Source organism: Curtobacterium sp. Curtsp57 (assembly GCF_047324335.1).
Taxonomy (GTDB): Bacteria; Actinomycetota; Actinomycetes; order Actinomycetales; family Microbacteriaceae; genus Curtobacterium.
The window spans coordinates 3737914-3763240 of the sequence record NZ_CP168511.1 but is presented as its reverse complement, the minus strand read 5'-3'; the positions used below and the strand labels follow the sequence as shown (position 1 = coordinate 3763240).

Here is a 25327-nt window from a genome sequence, read left to right as displayed (position 1 = left end):
GGATCAGCTCCGGTCGGCGGTCTGCCCGGCTGCCGTGCGACCGAGCGACGCGTCGATCATCTCGTCACGCGGGACGACCTTGACGCGCGCGCGGCCGTGCGGCTCGCCGAGCGCGATCTCGTGCGCGTCCAGCCGGTGCCACCCCTCGAGGTCCGTGAACTCCACGCCACGCTCGCGCAGCAGCGCCGGGATCGCCTCCGGGGACGGGTCCTCCGGGGTCCACCAGCTCGCCTGGTCCCCCACGATGTGCTGCACGGTCTCCATCGCGTCCGACTTGGTGTGGCCGATGAGCCCGACGGGTCCACGCTTGATCCATCCGGTCGCGTAGACGCCGGGGATCTGGCGGTTGTCGTCGTCGAGGACCTTGCCCTCGTGGTTCGGGATGACGCCGTGCCGCTCGTCGAACGGCACACCGGGGAGCTCGGAACCGAAGTACCCGACCGCGCGGTAGGCCGCCTGGATCGGGATCTCCCGGATCTCGCCGGTGCCCTCGACGCCGCCCTGCCCGTTCGGCCGGGTGCGCTCGTACCGGATCGCGGTCAGCTTGCCGTCCTCGCCGACGAACTCGAGCGGCTTCGCGTAGAAGTGCAGGTGCAGCCGACGGCTGGCGGTGCCGGGCTCGCGCTTCCGCCACTGCTCGAGGACACGGTTGATGACCATGACCTGCTTGTTCGTCTGGATCGCCGTGAGCGATGCCTCGTCGTGGTCGAAGTCCTCGTCGTAGACGACCATGTCGACGTCCGGGACCTCGCCGAGCTCGCGGAGTTCGAGCGGGGTGAACTTCACCTGCGCGGGGCCGCGGCGGCCGAAGACGTGCACGTCGGTGACCGGCGATGCCTTGAGTCCCTCGTAGACGTTGTCCGGGATCTCGGTCGGCAGCAGGTCGTCGGCGTGCTTGGCGAGGATGCGCGACACGTCGAGGGCGACGTTGCCGTTGCCGATGACCGCGACGCTCTCCGCGGTGAGCGGCCAGGTGCGCGGCACGTCGGGGTGCCCGTCGAACCAGCTGACGAAGTCGGCGGCACCGTACGAGCCCTCGAGGTCGACGCCGGGGATGTCGAGGTCGGCGTCCTTGATGGCACCGGTCGAGAACACGACCGCGTTGTAGTGCTTCTTGAGGTCGTCGAGGGTGAAGTCCTCGCCGAAGCGGACGTTGCCGAAGATGCGGATGTCACCGCGGTCGAGCACGTCGCGCAGTGCGTTCACGATCCCCTTGATGCGAGGGTGGTCCGGTGCGACGCCGTAGCGGACCAGGCCGTACGGCGCCGGCAGCTGCTCGAAGAGGTCGATCGACACGTCGTACGCGTGCGCTTCCCGCAGGAGGATGTCCGCGGCGTAGATGCCGGCGGGGCCGGCGCCGACGATGGCGAGGCGGAGGGTTGGCACTGATCGTCTCCAGTTTCGTTCGGGTGGGGTGCTCCCGTGGGCGTGTGGTCGGCTCGGCTAGTGCGTGCGGTCCACGACCGACTCGGCGAACCGGGTGAGGGCGCGCTTCACGACGCCGTCCGGCAGCGGTGCGAGGGCCACCACGGCTTCGTCCGCCCACTGGCCGGCGAGCGCGCGGGTCGCCGCGGTCGCCTCGTGGTCGCGGAGTGCCGCGACGGCCGACAGGTACGCGTCGGTGGTGACCGCGTCGTCCGGAGCACCGGTGACGTCGCGCTCGATCCGCTCGACCAGCTCGGCAGCGCCCCGATCGGTCGCGGCACGGCGGCGGAGCTGCAGCAACGGCAGGGTGTCGACGCCCGCGCGGAGGTCGTTGCCGGCGATCTTGCCGGTCTTGTCCTTCGCCGGGGCGAGGTCGATGACGTCGTCCACGAGCTGGAACGCGACGCCGACCTTCTCGCCGAACGTCCCGACGGCGTCGAGGTAGGCGCGGTCCGCGCCGGAGAACAGCACGCCGGCGCGGGCGGCGGTCGCGATGAGGGAGCCGGTCTTGTCGCTGAGGACCTGGATGTAGTGCTCGAGCGGGTCGTCGTCCGGCTCGGGGCCGGTGGTCTCGTGGAGCTGGCCCATGCACAGGCGCTGGAACGTCTCCGCCTGCATCCGGATGCCCTCCGGCCCGAGGTCCGCCGTGATGAGGCTGGCCCGGGCGAAGAGCAGGTCACCGGTGAGGATCGCGACGTTGTTGCCGTAGGTGACGTGGGCTGCCGGGACCCCCCGGCGCACCGGGGCCTCGTCCATGACGTCGTCGTGGTACAGCGAGGCGAGGTGGGTCGTCTCGACGCTCACCGCCGCCTTCACGACGTGGTCGGTCACCCCGTTGCCGAGCTGCGCGATGAGCAGCGTCAGCGTCGGCCGGATCCGCTTGCCCCCGGCCGAGAGCAGGTAGCGGCTGGTCGTGTCCGCCAGGGTGTCGGCGGAGCGCATCGCGTCCTCGAGCCCCTGCTCGACGAGCTCGAGCCCGTCGTCGACCGCGGTGATGAACCGACGCTCCGCCGGACTGGCGAACATCCGCTCGCCGATGCCGAGCGACGCTCGGAGACTCGGTGCTCGGCGTGCGACCGGGACGCTCGGGTTCAAGTGCTGCTCCGTGTTTCGGGGAAGTCCGTCTGGGTGGGGGCCGGTCAGCTGTCGGTCGGCTCGACGCTCGGCTGCTCGCCGGTCGCCTGGTGCTCACGACGGGCCTTCGCGCGCCGCGCGACGGATTCTCGGACCGTCCCCGCGACGGGCTTGCGTCCGCGGTGCAGTGCGACGATACCGGCCGTGAGGTTGCGGTAGGCCACCATCGTGAAGCCGACACCACGGAGCCACTGGCTGAGGACCTGCTGGTCCGGCCACGCCTCGATCGACTCGGCGAGGTACTTGTACGCCGCCGGGTTGCTGCTCGAGAGCTTCGCGATACCGGGCAGGACACGCTTGAGGTAGGTGCCGTACCCGAAGCGCAGCGCGGCGAGCGGCGGCGTGGAGAACTCGCAGATGACGACACGGCCACCGGGCTTCAGGACCCGGAGCATCTCGGTGAGCGCCTGCATCGGGTCGTTGACGTTGCGCAGGCCGAACGAGATCGTGACGGCGTCGAACGTGTCGTCCTCGAAGGGCAGGTGCTCCGCGTCGCCCTCGACGAAGGTGATCTCGGGGTGGCGCTCACGACCGACGGCGATCATGCCGGCGGAGAGGTCGAGCGCCGTGACGTCTGCACCCTTCTTGGCGAACGCCGCAGCGCTCGTGCCCGTTCCCGCGGCGATGTCGAGCACGCGCTCACCTGGCTGGGGGTCGACGGCGCGCACGGTCGCCACCCGCCAGAGCGGGGCGTTGCCGGCGGAGAGGATGTCGTTGGTGAGGTCGTACTTCTCCGCGACGTCGTCGAACATGGCCGCCACCTCGTCCGGCCGCTTGTGCATGTCCGCTCTACTCACCCGACCAATCCTAGAGGTCCGTCCCGTGCGTTCCCGGGACACGCGGCGCGGCGTTCTCCTTGATGCGGCGCGCGTACGATCGTCCCGTGACCCGAACCGCCACGGCGGCCCTGCCGCTCACGGTCTCGACCCGGATCCTCGACGACCCGGGCGCCGTGCTCCGCCACACGCTCCCCGACACCCCGCTCGCCTTCGTGCGCAACGGTGACGGCATCGTCGGCATCGGCGAGGCGCTCCGGTTCGAGTTCACCGGGCCGTCCAGGATGCGGGACGCGGCGGAGGTATGGAAGACCATCGCCGAGCGCGCGGTGGTCGACGACCCGGTGCAGCTCCGCGGGTCCGGTCTCGTCGCGTTCGGCGCGTTCGCGTTCGCCGACGACTCGGCCGCGACCAGCGTGCTGATCGTGCCGCGCGTCGTCGTCGGACGCCGCCGGGGCAAGGCCTGGCTGACCGCGATCGACACCACGGCAGACCCCGCTCCGCTGGCGTTCACCCGGACCTCGGTGCCCGTCCCGCACGTGGGACCGCACCTGTCCGTCACCTTCTCCCCCGGACGCATCGACGAGGACGCCTACGCCGCATCGGTCGCCGAGGCCGTCCGTCGGATCACCGCCGGCGATGCGCAGAAGGTCGTCCTCGCTCGGGACCTCGTCGGCTCGCTGCCCCCCGGTGCCGACCGCCGTGCCCTCCTCCTCGACCTCGCCGACACCTACCCGCAGTGCGTCACGTTCGCCGTGGACGGACTCGTGGGGGCCACGCCGGAGACCCTCGCCCGCACCGACGGCACGCGGCTCACCGCCCGGGTGCTCGCCGGCAGCGCGGCACGCGGCACCGACGCCGTGTCGGACCGCGCCGCCGCCGAGGCCCTGGCATCGAGCGCGAAGGACGTCTCCGAGCACGCGTTCGCGATCAGGAGCCTCGTCGACGCGCTCCGCCCGCTCGCCACGGACCTGCGGGTCGACCCGGAGCCGTTCCGTCTGCAGCTGCCGAACCTGTGGCACCTCGCGAGCGACGTCCAGGCGACGCTGCCCGTCGGGACGACGTCGCTCGACATCGCCGACGCACTGCACCCGACCGCCGCTGTCGCCGGGACCCCGACCGATGTGGCCGTCCGGCTCGTGGCCGAGCTCGAAGGGGTCGACCGGGGCCGCTACGCCGGGCCCGTCGGCTGGCTCGGCGCGTCGGGCGACGGCGAGTGGATGCTGGCGCTCCGGAGCGCGGAGATCGACCACGACGGCGCCGTGCGGGCATGGGCCGGCGCGGGCATCGTCGGTGAGTCGGACCCGGCGCGCGAGGTCGCCGAGACCGCGCTGAAGTTCCGCCCGATCCGCGACGCGCTGGCGTAGGCCTCGCTCTCCCGACTCGGAACGACAGGATCGCTGTCGTACGACTACGGCGTTGTCGCTCCTCCGCGCACGCAACAGTTGCGCGCGCTTGGTTGCGACAGCGTTGCTGTCGTACGACAGCGACTTCGTCGCTCGTTGTGGACGCAACGAACGCGCGGTGCGGCCGCCGGCCCTGGTCGCGACCAGCGCCGGACTGGAGGCTCGGTGCCGGACGCGCGCCGAGCCTCCAGTCCGGTGGTCGGGACGCGCCCGCCGGCGGGGAGCGATTCGAGGCTCAGTCGGCCAGGGGCACCTCGATGACCACCCGCTCGGCGGGGTCCGTGAGCACCTGCTCGAGGTCCCCCCACGTCGCGGCACGGCGGTACTCCCACCCGAGCCCCCTGACGACCTGCTCGACGTCGACGTGCTGCGGGGTCGTCATCATCCGGCGCATGTCCGCCGCCGGGGTGGTCTCGGCGACCTCGAGCCCGCGGAAGATCGCCCCGCCGGAGTCGTTGCCGACGACGACCTGCACGCGGCTGGTGCGTTCCTCGGTCCCGGTGACGAACGCCCCGAGGTCGTGCAGGAACGTCAGGTCCCCGAGGAGCACGCGAGTCGTCCCGCCGGCTGCCTGCGTCTGCTCGAGCGCAGCGGCGATCCCGAGCGCGGTGGACACCGTGCCGTCGATGCCGGCGAGCCCGCGGTTGGCGTGCACGCGGATCTTCTTGCCGGGGACACGACCGTCGGCCACGCGGATGATCTGGGACGCGCCGAGGACCAGTCGGTCGTGCGGCCAGGTCACGCCCCACACGGCGTCGGCGAGCATCGCCCGGTCGACCGGGCGGCGGCGCAGCGCGACCTCGTCGCGGAGGAACCGGTTGCGTTCTGCACGGTCCTCCGACCGCTTCGCGTCCAGGTCCGGCCCGGCATCGCCGTCGCCGAGCGCTGCACGGCTCGCGGCCACCCAGCGGCCCACCCACGCGCGGTGTTCCGGACGGGTCCGGCCCGTGACGGTGACGTCGGAGACCAGCCGGGAGGCTCGGCTCGGGTCGTACGCGTCGGCTCCGGCCCCGCGGACGGTCACCACCTCGACGTCGTCGCGCTGCAGGAGCACCGGGACCTCGCGGCTGAGCGTCGGGTGGCCGAGCACGACGGCACGGCGGACCCGGCCGCCGAACTGCGGGTCGCGCAGCAGCTCGCGGTAGGTCACGGCGAGGTTCCGCCCGAAGCGCGCTCCGCTCGACACCTCGGCCAGCAACGGCGCTCCGAGCTCCCATGCCACGCGTTCGGCATCCTCGCCGGCGTCGTGCCCGGCGATCACGACGGTCGCGGGCTCGTCGTCCGGCGTGAGCTCCACGGCGCCGAGCCCGGTGTGGACGCGGCGGGTGGCGAACCCGAGGTCGATCTCGTCCTCCGGGACGCCCTCGACGTCGGTGAGCGTCGCGGAGAGCGGTTCGCGGAAGGCGACGTCCAGCTGCACGGGCCCCGGCTGTCCGGTGTGTCCCGACGCCGCGGCGACGGTCTCGCGGACGGTGCTCCGGATGGTGTCGCGGGTGCTGTCGTCGACGCCGTGCTGCGTCGGGGCCTCGACCTCGCGGACGAACGAGACCGCCTGCGCGAAGATGCCGGGCTGGACGGTGGTCTGGTTGCTGCCGATCCCCCGGAGTTCGGCCGGGCGGTCGGCGGACACGACGATCATCGGCACGCCGGAGTGGTGCGCTTCGAGCACGGCGGGGTGCAGGTTGGCGACGGCGGTGCCGGACGTGGTGACCACGAGCGCGGGACGCCCGGTCTCGACGGCGAGCCCCAGCGCGACGAATCCGGCAGTCCGCTCGTCGAGTCGCACGTGCACGGTGATGCCACCGGCACGTTCGAGGGCGACCGCCGCGAGGGCGAGCGCCTGGGATCGGGATCCGGGGCTCACGACGACGTCGGTGACGCCGGCGCGGGCGAACTCCTGCAGGAGGGCGAGGGCGAAGTCGGACGCCGGACTGCCGGAGCCCTGCGGCACGCCGTCAGCGATCGGTGCGGCCGTCGTCGTCGGTGTCGTGGAACTGCTCTTCGAGGTTGCGGAGGGTCGCGTCGTCCTGGTCCTTGTCCGTGCGGGGCCGCTCGGGAGTCTGCTCACCGAGGAAGTCCGGGTCGTCTTCGGGACCACGGTACCGGGCGACACGCTCCGGAGCCGCCGGGGCCCTGCCGAGCAGGAACCAGAGGACGCCGCCGAGGACCGGCAGGATGACGATCAGCAGGATCCAGAGTCCGCGCCCGAGGGACCGGATGCGGTGCTTCGGCATCGTGGCGCAGTCGATGAGCGTGTAGACCGTGAACGCCACGGCGGCGACGACGACGACGAGCCACAAGCGGACCATGCCGAGGAGTGTAGGTGCCCAGGCTGTGACCGACCTCACGGTTCGCGAGTCCGTAGACTTGCCGGGTGAAAGCGTGGCTCGTCTACACCCTCGCCCGTCTCGGGATCTTCGCGGCGGCGCTCGTCGTCCTGTTCGTGATCGGTCTCCCGTGGTACTGGGCGACGATCGGTGCGGCGCTCATCGGCCTGCTCGTCTCGTACATCGCGCTGCCGAAGCTCCGCTCGGAGGTCACCACCAGCATGGCGAACCGACGCGGCCGTCCGGAGCGGGACGCCGACTCGGACTTCGAGGACGACTTCGTCTCGGCGTCCGACACCGACGTGGACGCCCCGGTGTCGGACGCCGACCGTCACGCGGAGCGCCGCGCGCACCCCACCGACTGACCCGTTCCGCCCCGGCCTGCGGCTACGGCTGCAGCGCGAGCGTGACGCCGAGCACGACGCCGTAGGCCAACGATCCGAACGACGACAGCTGCAGCGCGGTGATGAGCTCGCGCGGCTTGCGGGACGACACCCCGATCGCGAGTGCCGGCAGCACCAGCAGCAGCGAGAAGTACGTGAAGCCGGTCCGGAAGTACAGCAGCACGAACCAGATGAGCAGCACGTACGGCAGCAGCAGGAACAGGCCGTAGAGCACGCGGGCGATCGGCAGTCCGACGGTGACCGCCAGGGTCCGCTTGCCGGCGAGCCGGTCCTCGTCGATGTCACGGATGTTGTTGACCATCAGGACGGCGCAGGCGAAGAACCCGGCGGCGACGGCCGCTGCCCAGCCACTCGCGGTGACCCGGCCGATGAGCACGTACTCGGTCCCGAGCACGGCGACGAGACCGAAGAAGACGAAGACGAAGACCTCGCCGAGCGCGTTGTACCCGTACGGCTTCTTGCCGCCGGTGTAGAACCACGCGGCGACGATCGCTGCGGCGCCGACGATCAGCAGCCACCAGAGCTGGGTGAGGATCACGATGACGATGCCGGCGACGGCGGCGAGCCCGAAGAACGTCAGGGCGACCGTGAGCACCGTGCGGGGCTTGGCGAGGCCGGCGCCCGTGAGCCGGGCGGGGCCCACGCGGAACTCGTCGGTCCCGCGGACGCCGTCCGAGTAGTCGTTGCTGTAGTTCACGCCGATCTGCAGGAACAGGGCGACGAGGAGCGCGAGCACGGCGATGGTGAGGTGGCCGTCCTTCGCGAGGAAGGCGCCGAAGTCACCGGCGATGCCGCTGTCGACGAAGCCCACCGTGGTGCCGAGCACGACCGGGACGACACCGAGCGTCAGGGTGCGGAGCCGTGCCCCGCCGATCCAGTCACGTGCGGTCGCGCGACCGCGGGTCCGCGCCGGGGATGCCGCCTTGGCCGGGTTGCCCGACCTGCCCTGCTTGTGCGTCTCGTTCTTCGCTCGTGCCACGACCGTCAATCCTATTCGTGGGAGCTATCGATCGGCGACGAGTGCTCTGATCGCCCGCCGGTCGGGCTTGCCGGACGCGAGCATCGGCACGCGGTCGACGACCACGACCTCGGCGGGCCTCGCCGCGCGTCCGAGTGCCGCACCGACGTGGGCACGGACCGTGTCGAGGTCGAGCGGTGTCGCCGTCACGACGACGGGGACCTCGCCCCACTCCCCCGAGTCCCGACGGGTGACCACCGCGGCGTCCTGCCCGGGGAGCTCCCGGACGTGACGCTCGACCAGTCCGAGCGGGACCTTCTCGCCGCCCGAGATGATCACGTCGTCGAGCCGGCCGAGCACCCGGACCCGGCCGTCGTCGAGCGTCGCCGCGTCGCCCGTGCGGTACCACCGGAGCCCGTCACGCTGGACGAACGTCGCCGCGGTCCGGTCCGCGTCGCCGAGGTAGCCCTCCGCGAGCATGGGGCCGTGCAGCAGGAGCTCACCGTCGACGAGTTCCGTGCGGACGGTGCCGAACGGCCGTCCGTCGTAGACGCAGCCGCCACTCGTCTCGCTCGCGCCGTACGTCGTGACGACGTGCACACCGGCCGCCACCGCGCGTTCCCGCAGCGGTCCCGGGGTCGACTGACCGCCGACGAGGACCGCGTCGAACCCCGCCAGCGCTGCCGTCGCACGAGGGTCGTCGAGCACGCGGGCGAGCTGGACCGGGACGAGCGACGTGTACCGACGCGGTGCAGCCGGACCGGTCGCGAGCCGATCGGCGGCGTCCGCGAACGCTCCGGCCTCGAAGTGCCCGGGAGCGACGACCGACGGGGTCGTGCCCGCCGCGATCGACCGCGTGAGCACGTTGAGGCCGGCGATGTAGTGGGTCGGCAGCGCGAGCACCCACCCGCCGGGTCCGCCGAGGGCGGCGTCGGCTGCGGCCGCGCCGGCGAGGAGCGCCTCGGAGGACAGCGCCACACGTTTGCCGGTGCCGGTGGAACCGCTCGTCTCGACGACGAGGGCGACCCGCTGCTCGACGTCAGCCGGAGCCGGGGTCGGCAGGGCGGGAACGCCCTCGGCGACGGGGAGCAGTGCGGGACCGCCGGCGAGGGCAGCCTCCAGGCCGCGCAGCACGGTCAGCGGGTCCGACGCGCCGAGCCGGACCAGGGGGCGGGGCATCAGGGACGCCGCATCAGTAGTGCCAGGGGAAGGACGTCCACTCGGGCGCGCGCTTCTCGAGGAACGAGTCGCGGCCCTCGACGGCCTCGTCGGTGCCGTAGGCGAGGCGGGTGGCCTCGCCGGCGAAGACCTGCTGGCCGACCATGCCGTCGTCGACCGCGTTGAAGGCGTACTTGAGCATCCGGATCGCCGTCGGGGACTTGCCGAGGATGATCTCGCCCCAGCGGATCGCCTCGCGTTCGAGGTCCTCGTGCGGCACGACGGCGTTCACGGCGCCCATCTCGTACGCGCGCTGCGCCGAGTACTCCTGCGCCAGGAAGAACACCTCGCGCGCGAACTTCTGGCCGATCTGCTTGGCGTAGTAGGCGCTGCCGTACCCGCCGTCGAACGACCCGACGTCGGCATCGGTCTGCTTGAACTTCCCGTGCTCGGCGCTCGCGATCGTGAGGTCGCAGATGGCGTGCAACGAGTGACCGCCGCCGGCCGCCCACCCGGGGACCACGGCGATGACGACCTTCGGCATCATGCGGATCAGTCGCTGGACCTCGAGGATGTGCAGCCGACCCATCGACGCCTGGGCTGCTGCCGGGTCCACGCCCTCCGGCGGGGCGCCCTCGTCACCGACGTACTGGTAGCCGCTGCGACCGCGGATGCGCTGGTCACCGCCGGAGCAGAACGCCCAGCCGCCGTCCTTCGGGCTCGGGCCGTTGCCGGTGAGCAGGACGACGCCGACGCGGGGGTCCTGGCGGGCGTCGTCGAGGGCGCGGTAGAGCTCGTCCACCGTGCGGGGGCGGAAGGCGTTCCGGACCTCTGGACGGTCGAACGCGATGCGGACGATCCCGTGCGAGACGTGCTTGTGGTACGTGATGTCGGTGAACGACGCCGCTGCGGGGGCGGTCGTCCAGACGTCGGGGTCGAACAGGTCGGACACGGTGTCGGGCATGCACCCAACCTATCGCCGGAGCCCTCCGCCTCGCCCCGTCGCCGAGGCGCTCACGCTCCCATGTCGGTGAGGAGCTCAGGGGCGACCATGACGACGAGCACGATGAGGATCACCGGGTTCGCGAAGAACGCGACGACGACGCCGATGGAGCCGTACCACCGGCCGAACCCGCCGACCGCGGCGATGAACCCGAGGACGGCGGCGACGAGCGTCAGGAACACGACGACGAAGCAGATGCCGAACGCGAAGGTCGTGTCACCGCCCATGAACACCGCGAAGGCGCTGGCGTCGACGGCCGCCGAGACGATGGCGAGGCCGAAGGCGATCTTACCGACGAGGGGGTTCTTGCGGCGCCGGGTGGCGGTCTTCGCCCGGACGTCGACGGTGTTGCTGCGCATGAGGCGGGCGAACTCGTCGCTGCCCCCGCCGGGCGTGCTGCGTGACGACCGCTGGTGCGGGTTGGACGTCACGGAGCCTCCCTCTGGTCGCGGCGGATCGGAGCCGACCGAGGCCGACCGATGCATGCTAATGCTCTGCCCTGGCGGTCCCCTCCGAGGAACTGTGAGGTCCGCTGGACGAAGATGTCCGTGTGCTCCCCGCCCTTTCCGAACTCCTCGCCGACGCCCACGTCGTCGCCCTCCCGATGCGGGTCCGCTTCCGCGGGATCACCACGCGCGAGGCGATGGTCCTCCGCGGTCCGGCCGGGTGGACCGAGTTCTCCCCGTTCGTGGAGTACGACGACGCCGAAGCGGCCGCCTGGCTGCGCGGAGCGATCGACTTCGGCTGGACGGAGCACGTCCCCGCCGCGGCGTCCGTCCCCGTCAACGCCACCGTTCCCGCGATCGAGCCGGGTGCCGTCGCCGGGCTCCTGGCGCGCTACCCCGGGTGCACGACCGCGAAGGTCAAGGTGGCCGAGCCCGGGACGACGATCGACGACGACGTGGCGCGGGTCGCCGAGGTCCGTCGGGTGATGGGCCGGGCCGCGTCCGTGCGGGTCGACGCGAACGGCCTGTGGACCGTGGACCAGGCAGCGGAGGCGCTCGAGCGGCTCGCCCCGTACGACCTGCAGTACGCCGAGCAGCCCTGCCGCACGGTCCCGGAACTCGCAGCGCTGCGATCGCGGATCGCCGGCCTCGGCGTGCCGATCGCTGCGGACGAGAGCGTCCGCAAGGCCTCTGACCCGCTGGCCGTCGCGCGGGCAGGGGCCGCAGACGTGCTCGTCGTGAAGGCGCAGCCGCTCGGCGGGATCACCGCGGCGCTGTCGGTGATCGAGTCGGCCGGGCTCCCCTGCGTCGTGTCCAGCGCACTCGACACGTCGGTCGGGCTCGGGATGGGGGCGTTCCTCGCCGCGGCCGCGATGTCACCCGGCTACGCCGCGGGGCTCGGGACCGCGGCGATGTTCGAGGGGGACGTCACGCCCGATCCGCTCCTGCCGGCGGACGGGAGGATCGGGGTGCGTCGCGTGGACGCCGCACCTTCCCTGGTGGCCCGGTTCGCCGCGTCGCCCGCGCGCACCGCGTGGTGGCGGTCCCGGCTCGAGCGGGTGCACGCCCTGCTCGCTGCCGCTCCGTCCCGCTCCTGACGTCCCGCCCCTGACGTCCCGACACCCCGCTCACATCCCCTGGGCGGTCACCATCTGTCGGTCGCTGGTCCGCAGAACGACGGGCCCTGACCACTCGGCGACGAACCGACGGGGTGTTGCGACCACTCGGCGACGAACCGACGGGGTGTTGCGACCACTCGGCGACAAACCGACGGGGTGTTGCGACCACTCGGGCAGGCCCGAACGACCACTCGGGCAGGCCCGAGCCGGGCCCGGAGGCGGACCTGCACCGAGCCTCCAGGCCGGCGTGCCGCGTCAGCGGCGGACGACGCTCACAGACCGGAGTAGCTGTGCAGGCCCTTGAAGAACACGTTCACGACGGAGAAGTTGAACATGACGGCCGCGAACCCGATGAGCGCCAGCCACGACGACCGAGCGCCGCGCCACCCACGGGTCGCACGAGCGTGGATGTACCCGGCGTAGACGACCCAGATGATGAACGTCCAGACTTCCTTCGTGTCCCAGCCCCAGTAGCGTCCCCAGGCACGCTCGGCCCAGATCGCACCGGCGATGAGTGTGAAGGTCCAGAGGACGAAGCCGACGAGGAGCACGCGGTAGGTCAGGACCTCGAGCCGGTCGGCGTCCGGCAGCGTCTCCATGAAACGGATCTTCTTGGACACCGCCGGGTGCCCGAGCCGGTAGGTCTGCACGAGCTGCGCCACCGCGAGCCCGGCGCCGAGCGCGAAGAACCCGGTGCCGGCGATCGCCACGAACACGTGGATGACGAGCCAGTACGACTGCAGCGCCGGCTGGAGCGGCACGACGGGCACGTAGTAGTTGACCGTCGCGATGCCGAGCAGGATGAGTGTGAGGCCCGTGATGAAGACGCCGAGGAACTTCAGGTTCTGCCAGAGCTGCACCAGCAGGAAGATCAGCACGATCAGCCCGGTGCCGGTCAGGGAGAACTCGAACATGTTGCCCCACGGCACACGGTCGGCCGCGATGCCACGGAGCACGATCGACCCGACGTGCAGGATGAGCGCGAGGATCGTCATCGCCATGCCGACCCGTTCGAACCGGGTGCCACGACGGCCGGAGCCGGTCTTCGCCGGTGCCTCCACCCGCTCGAGCACGACGGTACCGCCCTGGACGGTGGCGACCGTCTTCGCGGCGCCCTGCTGCTGCGCCGTCACGGACTGCGTGTCGGTCGCGACGGACACCTCGCCCGCACGCTTGGCCATGTCCAGCGCGAACGAGATGAACGCGATCACGTAGACGGCCATCGCCGAGTACGTGAGCACGACCGAGTAGGTCGCGAGGTTCTCCGTCATGTTCACTGGGGCATCCTAACTCCGAGGTCCGACGTGTGCCGCGTGGCGATCTCGCCGACGGCACGCTCGAGATTGGGGTCCTCGCCGCGGGCGAGGCCCGCGTACTCGAGGTCGTACTCGCCGTTCGCCGCGCCCGTCCTGGGCACGACCTTCACCCAGACGCGACGACGCGGGACGAAGAGCGAGGTGAGGAGGCCGAGCACGGCGAGCACCGCGAAGCCACCGACGAAGAGCTGCGACGGGTCGTGGTGCACGTCGAGCGACACGTACCGCTTGACGCCGTCGAACGTGATCGACCCGGCGTCCCCCGGCAGCTTCTTCGTCTGCCCGGGCTTCAGCTGGATGCTCGCGGTGTCCGCCTTGGTGCCGGCGATCTGCGTCAGCCCCTTGGTGTCGAGCTGGTAGACGCTCCGCGGCACACCGTCGTCGAGCCCGAGGTCGCCCGTGTAGACCTGCAGCGAGAGCAGCGGGTTCTCGATGTCCGGGTACGTCGAGGCGTACGCGCCGGTCGCCTGCTTCACCGCTGTCGGGTAGAAGAACCCGACCATGCCGAGCTGGTCCGGCGACGCGTCCGGGACCTTGATGACGCCGGTGGAGGTGTAGTTCGCGTCAGCGGGGAGGAACGGCACGACGTCCTGGAACGCCACGTTCCCGTCGCCGTCGCGCACGGTCACGTTCATCGCGTACCCGTTGCCGAGCAGGTAGACGTTCGTGCCGCCGATGGAGAGCGGTTCGTTGACGCCGAGGCGGCTGGTCTTCGACTCACCGCCCTTCTCCTTGCTCGTCACCGTCGCGGAGTAGTCCGTCGCCTGGCCGAGGGCGTTGAGGTTCCGCTCCTCGTACTTCGTGACGAACTTGTCGAGGGTCAGGTTGTAGCCCTTGAGCTGCTCCTGGTTGAACCAGCGACCAGGGTTGAACGAGTCGTACGAGCCGAGCACGTTCGAGAACGTCTGACCTTCCACGAGGAGCCGCTGGCCGGTGTACCCGAAGCCGCCGCCGATGCCGACGGCGATCAGCACGCCGACGAGCGCCGCGTGGAAGACGAGGTTGCCCGTCTCGCGCAGGTAGCCGCGCTCCGCGCTCACCGAGTCGCCGAAGCGCTCGACGCGGTACCCGGAGCGCTTCAGGAGCGCCATGGCGCGCGTGACCGCGCGGTCGACGGACGGGAGGCCCGTGGCCGCGTCCGTCCCGGTCGCGCCGTCCGCCATCGTGTCCGGTTCGACCGCCACGGTGCGGAACCCCGCGAGTCGCGTCAGGCGGACCGGCGTCTTCGGCGGGCGGGTGCGGAGCGCCTGCCAGTGGTGCCGGGTGCGGGGCACGATGCAGCCGATGAGCGACACGAAGAGCAGCAGGTAGATCGCGGAGAACCACACCGAGGTGTAGGTGTCGAAGACCTGGAGCTTGTCGAGGATCGGGTAGAGCGTCGCGTGGTCGGCCTTGTACTGCACGACACCGTTCGGGTCCGCCGTGCGCTGCGGCACGAGGGACCCAGGGATCGCCGCGAGGGCGAGCATCATCAGCAGGAACAGCGCGGTCCGCATGCTGGTCAGCTGGCGCCAGAAGAACCGCACGTACCCGACGAAGCCGAGCTTCGGCTGGTTCACGCCGGCGTCGGTCGTCGCCGCCGCGGTGCCGTCGACGTGGTCGGACGGCCGCTGCGGGTCGGATGCGGTGTCGGCGCCCTCGTTCGTCGCCTGGTCGGTGCCGGTGAGGTCGTTCTCGGACTCAGACTGCCGGGACATAGCTCTGGATCACCGCCCCCACACTCGACATGACGGCCGACCAGATACCGGTGACCATGAGCAGACCGATGACGATCAGGATCGCTCCTCCGATGATGTTGACGATGCGCATGTGGCGCTTGACGACGCGGATCGCTCCGGAGGCCCAGCCGGCGCCGAGCGCGACGAGCAGGAACGGGATGCCGAGGCCCAGGCAGTACGCGACGCCGAGCCACATCCCTTGCCAGGCACTGCCGGACTGCACGCTGAGCAGGTTGATCGCGGCGAGCGTCGGGCCGAGACACGGGGTCCAGCCGAGACCGAACACGATGCCGAGCAGCGGCGCGCCGACGAGCCCGGTCGCCGGGGTCCACGACGGCTTCAGGGTGCGCTGGAGGAACGTGAAGCGGCCGACGAACACCAGGCCCATCACGATCACCACGACACCGAGGACCTGCGTGATGAGGTCGCGCCAGCGGACGAGCCAGAACCCGAGCGCACCGAACACCGTCGTGTAGGCGACGAACACCGCCGTGAAGCCAAGGACGAAGAGCAGCACCCCGAGCACGACGCGGCCGCGTCCCCGTCCACCCTCGGCGACACCGCCGACGTACCCGAGGTACCCGGGGACGAGGGGCAGCACGCACGGCGACAGGAACGAGACGAGCCCGGCGAGCAGCGCCACCGGGAGGGCGACGAGCATCTGCCCGCTGAGGATCGCGTCGGCGAAGGGATTGCTGCCCACAGCTCAGGAGGCCTTGCCGCTGAGCTCGTCCGACACCAGGGTGTCGAGGATGCTCGTACTGTCCACGGCACCGAGCACGCGGGCCGCGACCCGGCCCTGCTTGTCGAGGACGATCGTCGCCGGGACCGCGTTCGGGGCGATCTGCCCGGAGAGCGCGAGCTGCATCTCGCCCTTGTCGGCGTCGAGCACGGTCGGGTAGTCGACCTTGAAGGTGCGCTCGAACGCGGCGGCGGTGGCCTTCTGGTCGCGCACGTTCACGCCGATGAACTGGACCTGGTCGTCGGTGTACTTCTCGTGCACCTCGTTCAGGTACTTCGCCTCGGCACGGCACGGCGGGCAGCCGGCGTACCAGAAGTTCAGGACGACGACCTTGCCGCGGAGCGCCTTCGCCGTCAGCTCGTCGCCGTCGGTGGTCGTCGCGTCGAAGTCGACCGCATCCGTGCGCTTGTCCTGGGCGACCTCGGTCACCGCTCCGTCGCCGGAGATGTAGTTCTGCGTCGTCCCGCTGCCGTACTGCTGCGAGAGCTTGTCGCTGCTGCCGGAGGAGCAGCCGGTGAGGGCGATCGCGGCGACCAGCATGGTCGCTCCGACGGCGAGGAGCCGCCCCTTCGTGCTGCGCTCGGTCACACTGCTCCTTCGTCGATCGCCGTCCCGCGGAGTTCCTCGGCCGGGTCGGCGTACCCGACCTCGGTGAACCGACCGCTCGGCGTGCCGGGGACACGCTCGAGGGTGGTGATGCTCGAGAGGTCGCAGCGACGCTTGCGCGGGTCGTGCCACAGGGGCTCCCCCGCGAGACGCCGGTGCACCATCCAGATCGGCAGCTGGTGACTGACCAGGACGACGTCGCCCTCGTCGGTGCTCTCCCACGCGGTGGCGACGGCGGCGAGCATGCGGTTCGCGATCGACTCGTACGCCTCCCCCCAGCTCGGGCGGAGCGGGTTCGCGATCCACGGCCACTCGGCCGGGCGACGGAGCGAGCGCTTCGTGAACCCGGGGGGCTGTCCCTCGTAGCGGTTCGTCGGCTCGATCAGGCGTTCGTCGAGCGTGATGTCGAGGCCGTACGCCTCGGCCCACGGTGCGGCGGACTCCTGCGTGCGCTGCAGCGGCGAGGCGATGATCCGGCGCACGTCGACGCCGGACTCCTTCCACGCGGCGGCGGACGCGGCGGCCATGGCCGTGCCGAGCTCGCTCAGTCCGAAGCCCGGGAGTCGGCCGTAGAGCACACGGTCCGGGTTGTGTACCTCGCCGTGCCGCACGAGGTGGATTCGGGTCGCGGGCATGGGTTCCAGTCTAGGTCGCTCAGCTGTTCCCACCGCCCGCACAGACGATCCACGGCTTCGGGAGCACTCAGTCGAGGTGACCGGAGAGCCTGCCGTGCAGCGCGACCGACCCGGTGTTCAGGTTCACGACCTCGACGGTCGAGCCGTGCTTGGCGAACCGCTGCTCCACGCCGTCGAGTGCCGCGACGGTGCTCGCGTCGAACACGTGCGCCTCGGACATGTCGATGACGACGTGCTCGGGGTCCTCGGCGTAGGAGAACCGGGTGACGAGGTCGTTCGAGGACGCGAAGAACAGCGCGCCGCGGACCCGGTAGCGGACGGTGTGCTCGTCGACGGGCTCCCGCACCACGGTGACGACGTGCGCCACGCGCCGCGCGAACACCAGCGCCGCGACGACGACACCCACGATCACCCCGGTGGCGAGGTTGTTCGTCAGCACGACGACGACCACGGTGATCACCATGACGGCCGTCTCGCCGAGGGGCATCCGACCGAGGGTCCTCGGGCGGATGCTGTGCCAGTCGAAGGTGGCGACGCAGACCATCAGCATCACGGCCGTCAGCGCCGCCATCGGGATCTCGGCCACCACGTCGTGCAGCACGATCGTGAGCACGAGGACGGACGCCCCCGCGACGAACGTCGAGATCCTGGTCCGGGCGCCTGCCGTCTTCACGTTGATGACGGTCTGCCCGATCATCGCGCAGCCACCCGTGCCGCCGAAGAACGCCGACACGACGTTCGCGATGCCCTGACCCCAGGACTCGCGCCACTTGCTCGAGCCGGTCTCGGTGATGGCGTCGACGAGCTGCGCCGTGAGCAGCGTCTCGATGAGGCCGACGATCGCCATGCCGCAGGCGTACGGCGCGATGATCGAGAGGGTCTCGAACGAGAACGGCACCGTGATCCCGCTGAACCCGGGCAGCGCGGTCGGCAGTGCGCCCTCGTCCCCGACCGTCGGGACGGCGACGCTGAAGACGATGGTGATCGCGGTGATGACGACCACCGCGACGAGCGGCGCGGGGACCGCCTTCGTCAGGAACGGGAACGCGACGATGATCGCGACGCCGAGCGCCGTCAACGGCCAGACCACGAGCGGCACGTCGTGGCCGAACAGGTTCGGCAGCTGCGCCGTGAAGATGAGGATCGCGAGGGCGTTCACGAACGCCACGTTGACGCTGCGCGGGATGAACCGCATCAGCCGTGCGACGCCGAGGAACCCGAGCACGAGCTGGATCACGCCGCCGAGCACGATCGTCGGGACGAGGTAGTCGATCCCGTGCTCGCGCACCAGCGGGGCGATCACGAGCGCGACGGAGCCGGCTGCTGCGGACACCATCGCCGGGCGGCCGCCGACGATCGCGATCACCACGGCGATGACCACGCTCGAGAAGAGCCCGACCGCCGGGTCGACGCCCGCGACGACCGAGAACGAGATCGCTTCGGGGATGAGGGCGAGCGCGGTGACGATCCCGGCGAGCACCTCGCGCGTCAAGAGCCTCGGCGAACGGAGTGCAGACAGGACGCTCGGGGCCGCCGGCGCTGAGGTGAGGGTCGTCATCGCCGACGACTCTACCGTTACGTGAGGGTAGAGTCGTCCGCGATGAGCGACCAAGACGACGCGCACGAGGCCGGCACGATGCACATCGGCGAACTCGCCGACCGCGCAGGGATGTCGCTCCGGACGATCCGGCACTACGACGAGGTCGGTCTGCTCGTCCCGAGCGGCAGGACCACCGGCGGCTTCCGCGTCTACACCCCGCGCGACCTGGAGCGTCTGCTCGTCATCCGCCGGATGAAGCCGCTCGGGTTCTCACTCGAGGAGATGGGCGACCTGCTCGGCATCGTCGACGGGCTCCCCGGCGGTGATGCGGAGGACACGGCCGCACGCGCAGCGCGCCTCGATGCCTTCCTGGAGGACGCGAGGGCCCGCCACGCGAAGCTCGTCGAGCGGGCGGGGATGGCCGAGGAGTTCATCGGCACCCTCGGCACCCTCCGCGCCGCGCTCCCCTGACCTGGCCGAATCCTCGAGTTCCGCTCGTTCCGCGAGCTCCCTGCGCTCGCGGATCATCGCGCGGATCATCAGTTGGAGCCGTTCCTGCTCGGCGAGGACCTTCTCGACCTTCCACGGGCGGAACCGATGCCGCTTTCGGATCGCCTTCCGCCGTTGTTCCGCCCGGTACGCGTTCCACTCGTCCATTGCAATGCCCATGTGGCGTCCCCTTTCTCGAAGCCGGTGATCTCGGACACGATGCTCACGAACTCGACGTCCTCATCGCGAGCAATCTGCATGTCGTACACCGCTCGGAACGCGTCGCGACCGATCTCGTTCCGCCCGACGTCATCGGCGCACAGGAGGTCCACGGCCCACACGATCCGCGTCCACGCCCGGTCGCGCTCTTCACGGTGGACGTCGCGGCGCCACCGGAGGACGGCCCAGCACCCGCCGACCACCGCACCGAGGAGCGTCAGCGCAGCAGCGCTCAGCGCCGCCACCACCGTCGCGACCGCCGCAGGTGGCCAGGCCGCGAGTGCTTCGATCCCCTCCGTCATGAGGACCTCCTCCCCGCTCGCGACCCGGCCACATCGAGAACGCTACGAACGCGGCGGAGGCGATCCGAGCCTCCAGGCCGCATCTGTGGACGACCACCGGACGCAACCGGGCTGTGGAGAACCGGCGGCCCGGTAGACTCGACGACCGTGATCGAACGCACCCGCATCAGCGACCTCGCCGCCCTCCCCGACGGTCCCGTCTCCGTGGCCGGATGGGTCGAGACCGTCCGCGATCAGAAGAAGGTGCAGTTCGTCGTGCTGCGCGACGAGACCGGCGCCGTCCAGCTCGTCAACCCCGCGACGCGCGAGGCGACCGAGGGCGACGACGCGTCGGCGGCGGCACTCGCCACGACCGAGGCGATCTCGGGTCTGGCGCACGGCTCCTTCATTCACGTCACCGGCACCCTGAAGCACGACGAGCGCGTCAAGCTCGGCGGCCTCGAGGTCAAGGTCGGCGAACTGACCCTCGTCAGCGCGGCGATCCCGGAGACCCCGATCGCCGACGACTCCTCGCTCGACAAGCGACTCGACTGGCGCTTCCTCGACCTGCGCAACCGCAAGCAGAACCTCATCTTCCGCATCCAGACGACGATGGAACACGCGTTCCGCTCGTACTGGGTCGAGCGCGACTACATCGAGATCCACACCCCGAAGCTGATGGCCTCGGCGTCGGAGTCCCGCGCCGAGCTCTTCCAGCTCGAGTACTTCGAGACGACGGCGTACCTCGCGCAGTCGCCGCAGAACTTCAAGCAGATGGCGCAGCCGGCCGGCTTCGGCGCCGTGTTCGAGATCGCCGACGCGTTCCGCGCCGACCCCTCGTTCACCAGCCGTCACGCCACCGAGTTCACCTCCGTCGACGCCGAGTTCTCGTGGATCGACTCGCACGAGGACGTCATGGCGATGCACGAGGAGGTCCTCGTCGCCGGCATCAGCGCCGTCAAGGAGAAGTACGGCAAGGACATCGAGGAGGTCTTCGGCTTCGAGCTGCAGGTCCCGACCACGCCGTTCCCCCGCGTCACCCTCGCCGAGGCCCGCAAGATCGTGGCCGACAGCGGCCACGACGTCGTCCGCGCCGACGGCGACCTCGACCCGGAGGGCGAGCGCCGCGTGTCCGCATGGGCCAAGGAGCACCACGGCTCCGAGTTCGTGTTCGTCACCGACTACGACGCCTCGATCCGGCCGTACTACCACATGCGCCACGCCGACGACCCGACGCTCACGAACAGCTACGACCTGCTGTTCAACGGCGCCGAGATCTCCACGGGCGCGCAGCGCGAGCACCGCGTCGACGTCCTCACGGCACAGGCCGAGGAGAAGGGGCTCGACGCCACCGAGCTCGGCTGGTACCTCGACTTCTTCCGCTACGGCGTCCCGCCGCACGGTGGCTTCGGCATGGGCCTCGCGCGCGTGCTGATGCTCATGCTGGGTGAGCCGTCCATCCGCGAGGTCACGTACCTGTTCCGCGGCCCGACGCGCCTGACCCCGTAGGTACACCCGCGGGTCGGCTCCGTCGGCCCCGTGTCCGTCCGCACAACCGAAAGCGGCTCGCACCACGGATTCCCGTGGCGCGAGCCGCTTTCGGTTGTGCGAGGGCGGTTCGCACCGGCACGCGCGCGGCGGACGGGAGGCTCGGCTCAGCTCTGCCAGTCGATGGCGGCCCGCCCCGTGACGAGTCCACGGATCTCGGCCGCGGCCGCCTGGTGGTCCGGGTGCACCTGGTACTCGTCGAGCCCGGCGAGGTCGTCGAACGTCGCGACCACGGCGACGTCCTGGTTCTTCCCGGGGTAGGCGACGTTCTCGACGACCTGCAGCGTGCGGATCGACGGCACGACGCCGATCAGTCCGTGCAGGAGCGTCCGGATCCGGTCGATGGAGGACGCCCGGTCGAGGTCCTCCCGGAGTGTCCACGAGACGACGTGCTGGATCATGCGGAGGCTCCTGCCTGCTCGAGTGCGCGGACGAGGCGGTCCTCGTCGACGCGCCAGTTGCTGTGGACGCGACCGTCGATGAGCACGACGGGGATGTCCTCCGCGTACTCGAGTCGGAGCGCGTCGTCGTCGAGGATCGACGTCTCGGTGAGCGTCACCCCCGGATGCGCTGCGACGACCCGTTCGACGACGGGTCGGGCGTCGTCGCAGAGATGGCATCCGGGCTTGGTGAGGAGCGTCACGGCTGGCATGGGATCAGCGTAGCGCCGCTCGGAGCGTCGTCTCGGCAGTGGCCCCCGGGAACACGAAAGCCCCGGCGAACCGGGGCTTCTGCGGCAAGTCTCGCGACTTACTTCTTGTTGCGACGCTGGTGACGCGTCTTGCGAAGGAGCTTGCGGTGCTTCTTCTTCGCCATGCGCTTGCGACGCTTCTTGATGACAGAACCCATGTGGACCTCGCTCGGACTGATGCTGATGTACGGACACCGGGCCGATGAAGCCGCGGAAAATCAACCTGCCCGATCCTACCGGAGGGCCGCTGTGATGTCGAACGGACGAGTTCGGCTGACCCGATCGGGTCAGCCGACGTCCGCGATCCCGCCGCGCAGCACCGCTGCGACCGCGGACTCCGGCACCCGGAACGACCGGCCGAACCGGATGGCGGGGAGCTCGCCTGCGTGCACCATGCGGTAGACGGTCATCTTCGACACGCGCATCATCTCGGCGACCTCAGCGACGGTGAGGAAGCGCACGTCGTCGAAACTGCCGGTCATGGTCCGCCTTCGGGTGGGCTCGCGCTCGGTCCCGAGCGCGGGAGTTCATGTGTGACCTGAGTGGTCACTGGTAACTGTAGGGGCGCGTGAGCCCCCGTGTCCAGCATCGTCGAGGTCGCTGGACGGACGGTGCGGAACACCGCACAGCACGCCGTGCCAGACCACCCGGAACGGGTGAGGTCAGTCGTCCTCGCCGCGCTTCGTGAACCGCCGCCGGGAGCTCTCGACGACCCGCTCCCAGCCCTGCTGGGCGCCCGAGAACGCCGCGGTGGCGCGGTACGACGCCTCGGCCATGACGCGCCCGAGCTCGGTGCCGACCTCGACCGTCGCCTTGCCGGCCGCGCCGTTCCGGCGGACCGAGACGGGCTGCCCGTCGAGGGTCCACGCCGTCGTCGCCGGGGTGCCGTCGGCGTCGACCGCTCCGGTGAACGGCACGACCCACTCCTCGATGTGCAGGAGCGGTTCCGGGTCGAGCCGGTAGTACCGGTGCTGCCCTTCTTCACGACTCGTGACGAGCCCGATGTCGCGGAGGACACGCAGGTGCTTCGAGACGGTGGGCTGGCTGACCCCGAGCTTCTCGACGAGCTGACCGACGCTGAGCTCTCCGCCGGTCGCGTCGGCGCCGTAGGCCGAGAGGAGGGCCCCGAGGAGTTCCCGCCGCGTCGGGTCCGCGACCACGCTGAAGATGTCGGCCATGGGGAAAGGCTAACCGGCCCGGCGCGGATGTACCATGCGATGCGTCCCGCCCATGTCCCCGGAGGCATACGATGCTCGACCGCACGGAGCCGCCGACCGTCTCAGCGAGCCCTGCCCGGCGACGGGCCTCCCGGATCGGGACCGTGCTCCGTTCCTCGCCGTCGCGCCTCGCGATCATGGTGTTCGTCGCGCTCATCCTCGTGTTCACGTTCCTGTTCATGACGCCGATCGCCACCGCCGATCGCCAGTCGACGCACTTCGCGGACGCGCTCTTCACCGCGGCGTCGGTCGTCTGCGTGACCGGGCTGTCCACCGTCGACATGGCCACGCACTGGTCGGTGTTCGGCAAGACGCTCGTGGTGATCGGGACGCAGATCGGTGCGGTCGGGGTGCTGACGTTCGCGTCGATCCTCGGGCTCTTCGTGACCAGGAAGCTCGGGCTCCGCGCGAAGCTCATGGCGGCAGGCGACTCGAACCCGCTGCGCACGCACCACGGTGCCGTCCCGGAGGGGCAGGCCGTCCGGCTCGGTGAGGTCGGCACGCTGCTCGCGACGGTCGCGGTGAGCACCCTGTCGATCGAGATCGTGCTGGGACTCCTGCTCCTGCCGTCGGTGCTCATCGCCGGCATCCCCTTCTGGACGGCCGTCGGCGACTCCTTCTACTACGCGGCCATGGCGTTCACGAACACCGGGTTCTCGCCGAACGCCAGCGGCCTCGACCCGTTCGCGCACGACTACTGGTTCCTCTCGCTGCTGATGGTCGGCGTCGTCGCCGGCTCGATCGGCTTCCCCGTGATCCGCGCACTCACGAAGCAGCTCCGCACGCCGCGGAGGTGGCCGATCCACGTCAAGCTCACGCTGGCCACCAGCGCCGTGCTGCTCGTCGGCGGGGCGATCGTCTACATCGCGCTGGAGGCCTCGAACCCGACCACGTTCGGTGAGGAGGGTGCCGGCCGCACCGCGTTCCAGGCACTCTTCCTGTCGACGATGACCCGGTCAGGCGGCTTCTCGCTCGTCGACTTCGACCAGCTCAACGGTTCGAGCCTGCTCGTCACCGACATGCTCATGTTCATCGGCGGCGGCTCGGCATCGACCGCGGGTGGCATCAAGGTCACGACGCTCGCGGTCCTGTTCCTCGCGGCGGTCGCCGAGGCGCGCGGCCGGCAGAGCATGGAGGCGTTCGGCCGACGGATCCCGAGCGACGTGCTCCGCGTCGCCGTGGCCGTCGTGCTGTGGGGCGCCACGATCGTCGCCGTCGCCACGGTCGTGCTGCTGCAGATCACGCACGAGTCCCTGGACCGGGTGCTGTTCGAGGTGATCTCGGCCTTCGCCACGTGCGGCCTGTCATCAGGGGTCTCCGCCGACCTGCCGGAGTCCGGCAAGTACGTCCTCGCGGCCACGATGTTCCTCGGTCGTGTCGGTACAGTGACCATCGCCGCAGCACTGGCCGCCAGCCAGAGCCGGCAACTGTTCCGCCGCCCAGAGGAGAGGCCGATCGTTGGCTGACCGAACCCACCAGCAGCACCCGCTCGGTGCCGTCAGCCACGACGCCCCGGTGCTCGTCATCGGTCTCGGCCGCTTCGGCGCCGCCACCGCCGGGCAGCTCGAACGGCAGGACCGCGAGGTCCTCGTCGTGGACACGGACGCCGGGCTCGTCCAGAAGTGGTCGGACCGCGTCACGCACGCGGTCCAGGCCGACGCGACGGACATCGACGCGCTCCGGCAGATCGGCGCGCAGGACTTCCCGATCGCGGTCGTCGGGACCGGCAGCGACCTGGAGTCGAGCGTCCTCATCACCGCGAACCTCGTGGACCTCGGCATCCCCCAGATCTGGGCGAAGGCGATCAGCCGCTCGCACGGCACGATCCTGTCCCGCATCGGCGCGAACCACGTCGTCTACCCGGAACGCGAGGCCGGCGAGCGCACGGCGCACCTCGTCTCCGGTCGGATGCTCGACTTCATCGAGTTCGACGACGACTTCGCGGTCGTCAAGATGTTCCCGCCGCGCGCGGTCCGGGGGAAGGACCTCGGCACCACCGCGATCCGCACGCGGTTCGGACTGACGGTGCTCGGCATCAAGCCGCCCGGTGAGGCCTTCGTGCCGGCGACGCCGGACAGCGTCATCGGCGAGCACGACGTGATCATCGTGTCCGGTTCGACGACGGCCTTGGAACGCTTCGCGGCCCTGGAATAGGGCGGAGACGGACGGG

At 70.7% G+C, this 25327-nt stretch carries 28 protein-coding genes; 7 read left to right on the top strand and 21 right to left on the bottom strand.

Features of this window, described 5'->3' with window-relative positions; all coding sequences use genetic code 11:
- Positions 1–3: 3 nt before the first annotated feature.
- The 3 genes from ACEN9V_RS18115 to ACEN9V_RS18105 are packed head-to-tail and all read right to left on the bottom strand — an operon-like array spanning position 4 to position 3356.
- Complete coding sequence (locus tag ACEN9V_RS18115) at positions 4–1386, bottom strand: FAD-dependent oxidoreductase (protein WP_413601472.1); 1383 nt, start codon at positions 1384–1386, stop codon at positions 4–6.
- A 57-nt stretch (positions 1387–1443) separates the two neighbouring features.
- Positions 1444–2520: a polyprenyl synthetase family protein gene (locus ACEN9V_RS18110; protein ID WP_413601471.1), complete on the bottom strand. Its 1077-nt coding sequence runs from the start codon at positions 2518–2520 to the stop codon at positions 1444–1446.
- Between the two features lie 44 nt (positions 2521–2564).
- Positions 2565–3356: a demethylmenaquinone methyltransferase gene (locus ACEN9V_RS18105; RefSeq protein ID WP_281265142.1), complete on the bottom strand. Its 792-nt coding sequence runs from the start codon at positions 3354–3356 to the stop codon at positions 2565–2567.
- An 86-nt stretch (positions 3357–3442) separates the two neighbouring features.
- Here ACEN9V_RS18105 and ACEN9V_RS18100 point away from each other — a divergent pair, with 86 nt between their 5' ends.
- On the top strand, positions 3443–4702 hold the full coding sequence (locus tag ACEN9V_RS18100) for an isochorismate synthase (protein WP_413601470.1): 1260 nt from the start codon (positions 3443–3445) through the stop codon (positions 4700–4702).
- A gap of 274 nt (positions 4703–4976) precedes the next feature.
- Here ACEN9V_RS18100 and menD read toward each other — a convergent pair whose 3' ends face one another.
- The gene (gene menD, locus ACEN9V_RS18095) at positions 4977–6692 is read right to left on the bottom strand and encodes a 2-succinyl-5-enolpyruvyl-6-hydroxy-3-cyclohexene-1-carboxylic-acid synthase (protein ID WP_413601469.1); all 1716 of its coding nucleotides are present in this window, start codon (positions 6690–6692) and stop codon (positions 4977–4979) included.
- 4 nt (positions 6693–6696) lie between these two features.
- Positions 6697–7050, bottom strand: a complete 354-nt coding sequence (locus tag ACEN9V_RS18090; protein WP_402729561.1) for a PLD nuclease N-terminal domain-containing protein — start codon at positions 7048–7050, stop codon at positions 6697–6699.
- A 65-nt stretch (positions 7051–7115) separates the two neighbouring features.
- Between ACEN9V_RS18090 and ACEN9V_RS18085 the strand changes: the two genes are divergently transcribed.
- Positions 7116–7433 carry a DUF4229 domain-containing protein gene (locus tag ACEN9V_RS18085; RefSeq protein ID WP_402729560.1) on the top strand — a complete coding sequence of 106 codons (318 nt, stop codon included), beginning with the start codon at positions 7116–7118 and terminating at the stop codon, positions 7431–7433.
- Positions 7434–7455: 22 nt separating this feature from the next.
- Here the strand turns inward: ACEN9V_RS18085 and ACEN9V_RS18080 are convergent, their stop codons facing one another.
- The 4 genes from ACEN9V_RS18080 to ACEN9V_RS18065 are packed head-to-tail and all read right to left on the bottom strand — an operon-like array spanning position 7456 to position 11022.
- Entirely contained in the window at positions 7456–8451 is a 996-nt protein-coding gene (locus ACEN9V_RS18080; RefSeq protein WP_413601468.1) for a 1,4-dihydroxy-2-naphthoate polyprenyltransferase, read from the bottom strand.
- A 24-nt stretch (positions 8452–8475) separates the two neighbouring features.
- Positions 8476–9609 (bottom strand): AMP-binding protein, encoded by a 1134-nt coding sequence (locus ACEN9V_RS18075; RefSeq protein WP_413601467.1) that lies wholly within the window; start codon positions 9607–9609, stop codon positions 8476–8478.
- Between the two features lie 13 nt (positions 9610–9622).
- Entirely contained in the window at positions 9623–10552 is a 930-nt protein-coding gene (locus ACEN9V_RS18070) for a 1,4-dihydroxy-2-naphthoyl-CoA synthase (RefSeq protein ID WP_281265148.1), read from the bottom strand.
- A gap of 50 nt (positions 10553–10602) precedes the next feature.
- Positions 10603–11022 (bottom strand): hypothetical protein, encoded by a 420-nt coding sequence (locus ACEN9V_RS18065; RefSeq protein ID WP_281265149.1) that lies wholly within the window; start codon positions 11020–11022, stop codon positions 10603–10605.
- Positions 11023–11141: 119 nt separating this feature from the next.
- On the opposite strand from ACEN9V_RS18065, the gene ACEN9V_RS18060 reads away from it, so the two are divergent.
- Positions 11142–12134, top strand: a complete 993-nt coding sequence (locus ACEN9V_RS18060; RefSeq protein WP_413601466.1) for an o-succinylbenzoate synthase — start codon at positions 11142–11144, stop codon at positions 12132–12134.
- A 293-nt stretch (positions 12135–12427) separates the two neighbouring features.
- Here the strand turns inward: ACEN9V_RS18060 and ccsB are convergent, their stop codons facing one another.
- The 6 genes from ccsB to ACEN9V_RS18030 form a co-directional block, all read right to left on the bottom strand.
- The gene (ccsB, locus tag ACEN9V_RS18055) at positions 12428–13426 is read right to left on the bottom strand and encodes a c-type cytochrome biogenesis protein CcsB (RefSeq protein ID WP_281267611.1); all 999 of its coding nucleotides are present in this window, start codon (positions 13424–13426) and stop codon (positions 12428–12430) included.
- A gap of 2 nt (positions 13427–13428) precedes the next feature.
- The gene (locus ACEN9V_RS18050) at positions 13429–15168 is read right to left on the bottom strand and encodes a cytochrome c biogenesis protein ResB (protein ID WP_413601465.1); all 1740 of its coding nucleotides are present in this window, start codon (positions 15166–15168) and stop codon (positions 13429–13431) included.
- Positions 15152–15850 carry a cytochrome c biogenesis CcdA family protein gene (locus ACEN9V_RS18045; RefSeq protein WP_281267612.1) on the bottom strand — a complete coding sequence of 233 codons (699 nt, stop codon included), beginning with the start codon at positions 15848–15850 and terminating at the stop codon, positions 15152–15154. Before ACEN9V_RS18045 ends, ACEN9V_RS18050 begins: the two co-directional genes overlap by 17 nt.
- 45 nt (positions 15851–15895) lie before the next feature.
- Positions 15896–16519 (bottom strand): TlpA family protein disulfide reductase, encoded by a 624-nt coding sequence (locus tag ACEN9V_RS18040; RefSeq protein WP_413601464.1) that lies wholly within the window; start codon positions 16517–16519, stop codon positions 15896–15898.
- The gene (locus ACEN9V_RS18035; RefSeq protein WP_413601463.1) at positions 16516–17172 is read right to left on the bottom strand and encodes a histidine phosphatase family protein; all 657 of its coding nucleotides are present in this window, start codon (positions 17170–17172) and stop codon (positions 16516–16518) included. Before ACEN9V_RS18035 ends, ACEN9V_RS18040 begins: the two co-directional genes overlap by 4 nt.
- Before the next feature lie 67 nt (positions 17173–17239).
- Positions 17240–18730 carry a SulP family inorganic anion transporter gene (locus ACEN9V_RS18030; RefSeq protein ID WP_413601462.1) on the bottom strand — a complete coding sequence of 497 codons (1491 nt, stop codon included), beginning with the start codon at positions 18728–18730 and terminating at the stop codon, positions 17240–17242.
- Positions 18731–18772: 42 nt separating this feature from the next.
- On the opposite strand from ACEN9V_RS18030, the gene ACEN9V_RS18025 reads away from it, so the two are divergent.
- The gene (locus ACEN9V_RS18025; RefSeq protein WP_413601461.1) at positions 18773–19183 is read left to right on the top strand and encodes a MerR family transcriptional regulator; all 411 of its coding nucleotides are present in this window, start codon (positions 18773–18775) and stop codon (positions 19181–19183) included.
- Positions 19184–19251: 68 nt separating this feature from the next.
- Here the strand turns inward: ACEN9V_RS18025 and ACEN9V_RS18020 are convergent, their stop codons facing one another.
- Positions 19252–19722, bottom strand: coding sequence for a hypothetical protein (locus ACEN9V_RS18020; protein WP_413601460.1), 471 nt, complete (start codon positions 19720–19722; stop codon positions 19252–19254).
- Between the two features lie 147 nt (positions 19723–19869).
- On the opposite strand from ACEN9V_RS18020, the gene aspS reads away from it, so the two are divergent.
- Positions 19870–21210: an aspartate--tRNA(Asn) ligase gene (gene aspS / locus ACEN9V_RS18015; RefSeq protein WP_413601459.1), complete on the top strand. Its 1341-nt coding sequence runs from the start codon at positions 19870–19872 to the stop codon at positions 21208–21210.
- A 146-nt stretch (positions 21211–21356) separates the two neighbouring features.
- On the opposite strand, the gene ACEN9V_RS18010 is transcribed toward aspS, so the two are convergent.
- The 5 genes from ACEN9V_RS18010 to ACEN9V_RS17990 form a co-directional block, all read right to left on the bottom strand.
- Complete coding sequence (locus tag ACEN9V_RS18010) at positions 21357–21650, bottom strand: Dabb family protein (RefSeq protein ID WP_281265158.1); 294 nt, start codon at positions 21648–21650, stop codon at positions 21357–21359.
- Positions 21647–21901, bottom strand: a complete 255-nt coding sequence (locus ACEN9V_RS18005; protein ID WP_281265159.1) for a glutaredoxin family protein — start codon at positions 21899–21901, stop codon at positions 21647–21649. Before ACEN9V_RS18005 ends, ACEN9V_RS18010 begins: the two co-directional genes overlap by 4 nt.
- Before the next feature lie 98 nt (positions 21902–21999).
- Positions 22000–22098, bottom strand: a complete 99-nt coding sequence (locus ACEN9V_RS18000; protein WP_003792170.1) for a 30S ribosomal protein bS22 — start codon at positions 22096–22098, stop codon at positions 22000–22002.
- A gap of 129 nt (positions 22099–22227) precedes the next feature.
- The gene (locus ACEN9V_RS17995) at positions 22228–22422 is read right to left on the bottom strand and encodes a helix-turn-helix domain-containing protein (protein ID WP_281265160.1); all 195 of its coding nucleotides are present in this window, start codon (positions 22420–22422) and stop codon (positions 22228–22230) included.
- A 180-nt stretch (positions 22423–22602) separates the two neighbouring features.
- The gene (locus ACEN9V_RS17990; protein WP_402729546.1) at positions 22603–23118 is read right to left on the bottom strand and encodes an ArsR/SmtB family transcription factor; all 516 of its coding nucleotides are present in this window, start codon (positions 23116–23118) and stop codon (positions 22603–22605) included.
- A 71-nt stretch (positions 23119–23189) separates the two neighbouring features.
- Here ACEN9V_RS17990 and ACEN9V_RS17985 point away from each other — a divergent pair, with 71 nt between their 5' ends.
- Positions 23190–24623, top strand: a complete 1434-nt coding sequence (locus tag ACEN9V_RS17985) for a TrkH family potassium uptake protein (protein ID WP_413601458.1) — start codon at positions 23190–23192, stop codon at positions 24621–24623.
- Complete coding sequence (locus ACEN9V_RS17980) at positions 24616–25311, top strand: potassium channel family protein (RefSeq protein WP_413601457.1); 696 nt, start codon at positions 24616–24618, stop codon at positions 25309–25311. The genes ACEN9V_RS17985 and ACEN9V_RS17980 overlap by 8 nt, the downstream gene beginning before the upstream one ends.
- Positions 25312–25327: the final 16 nt, after the last annotated feature.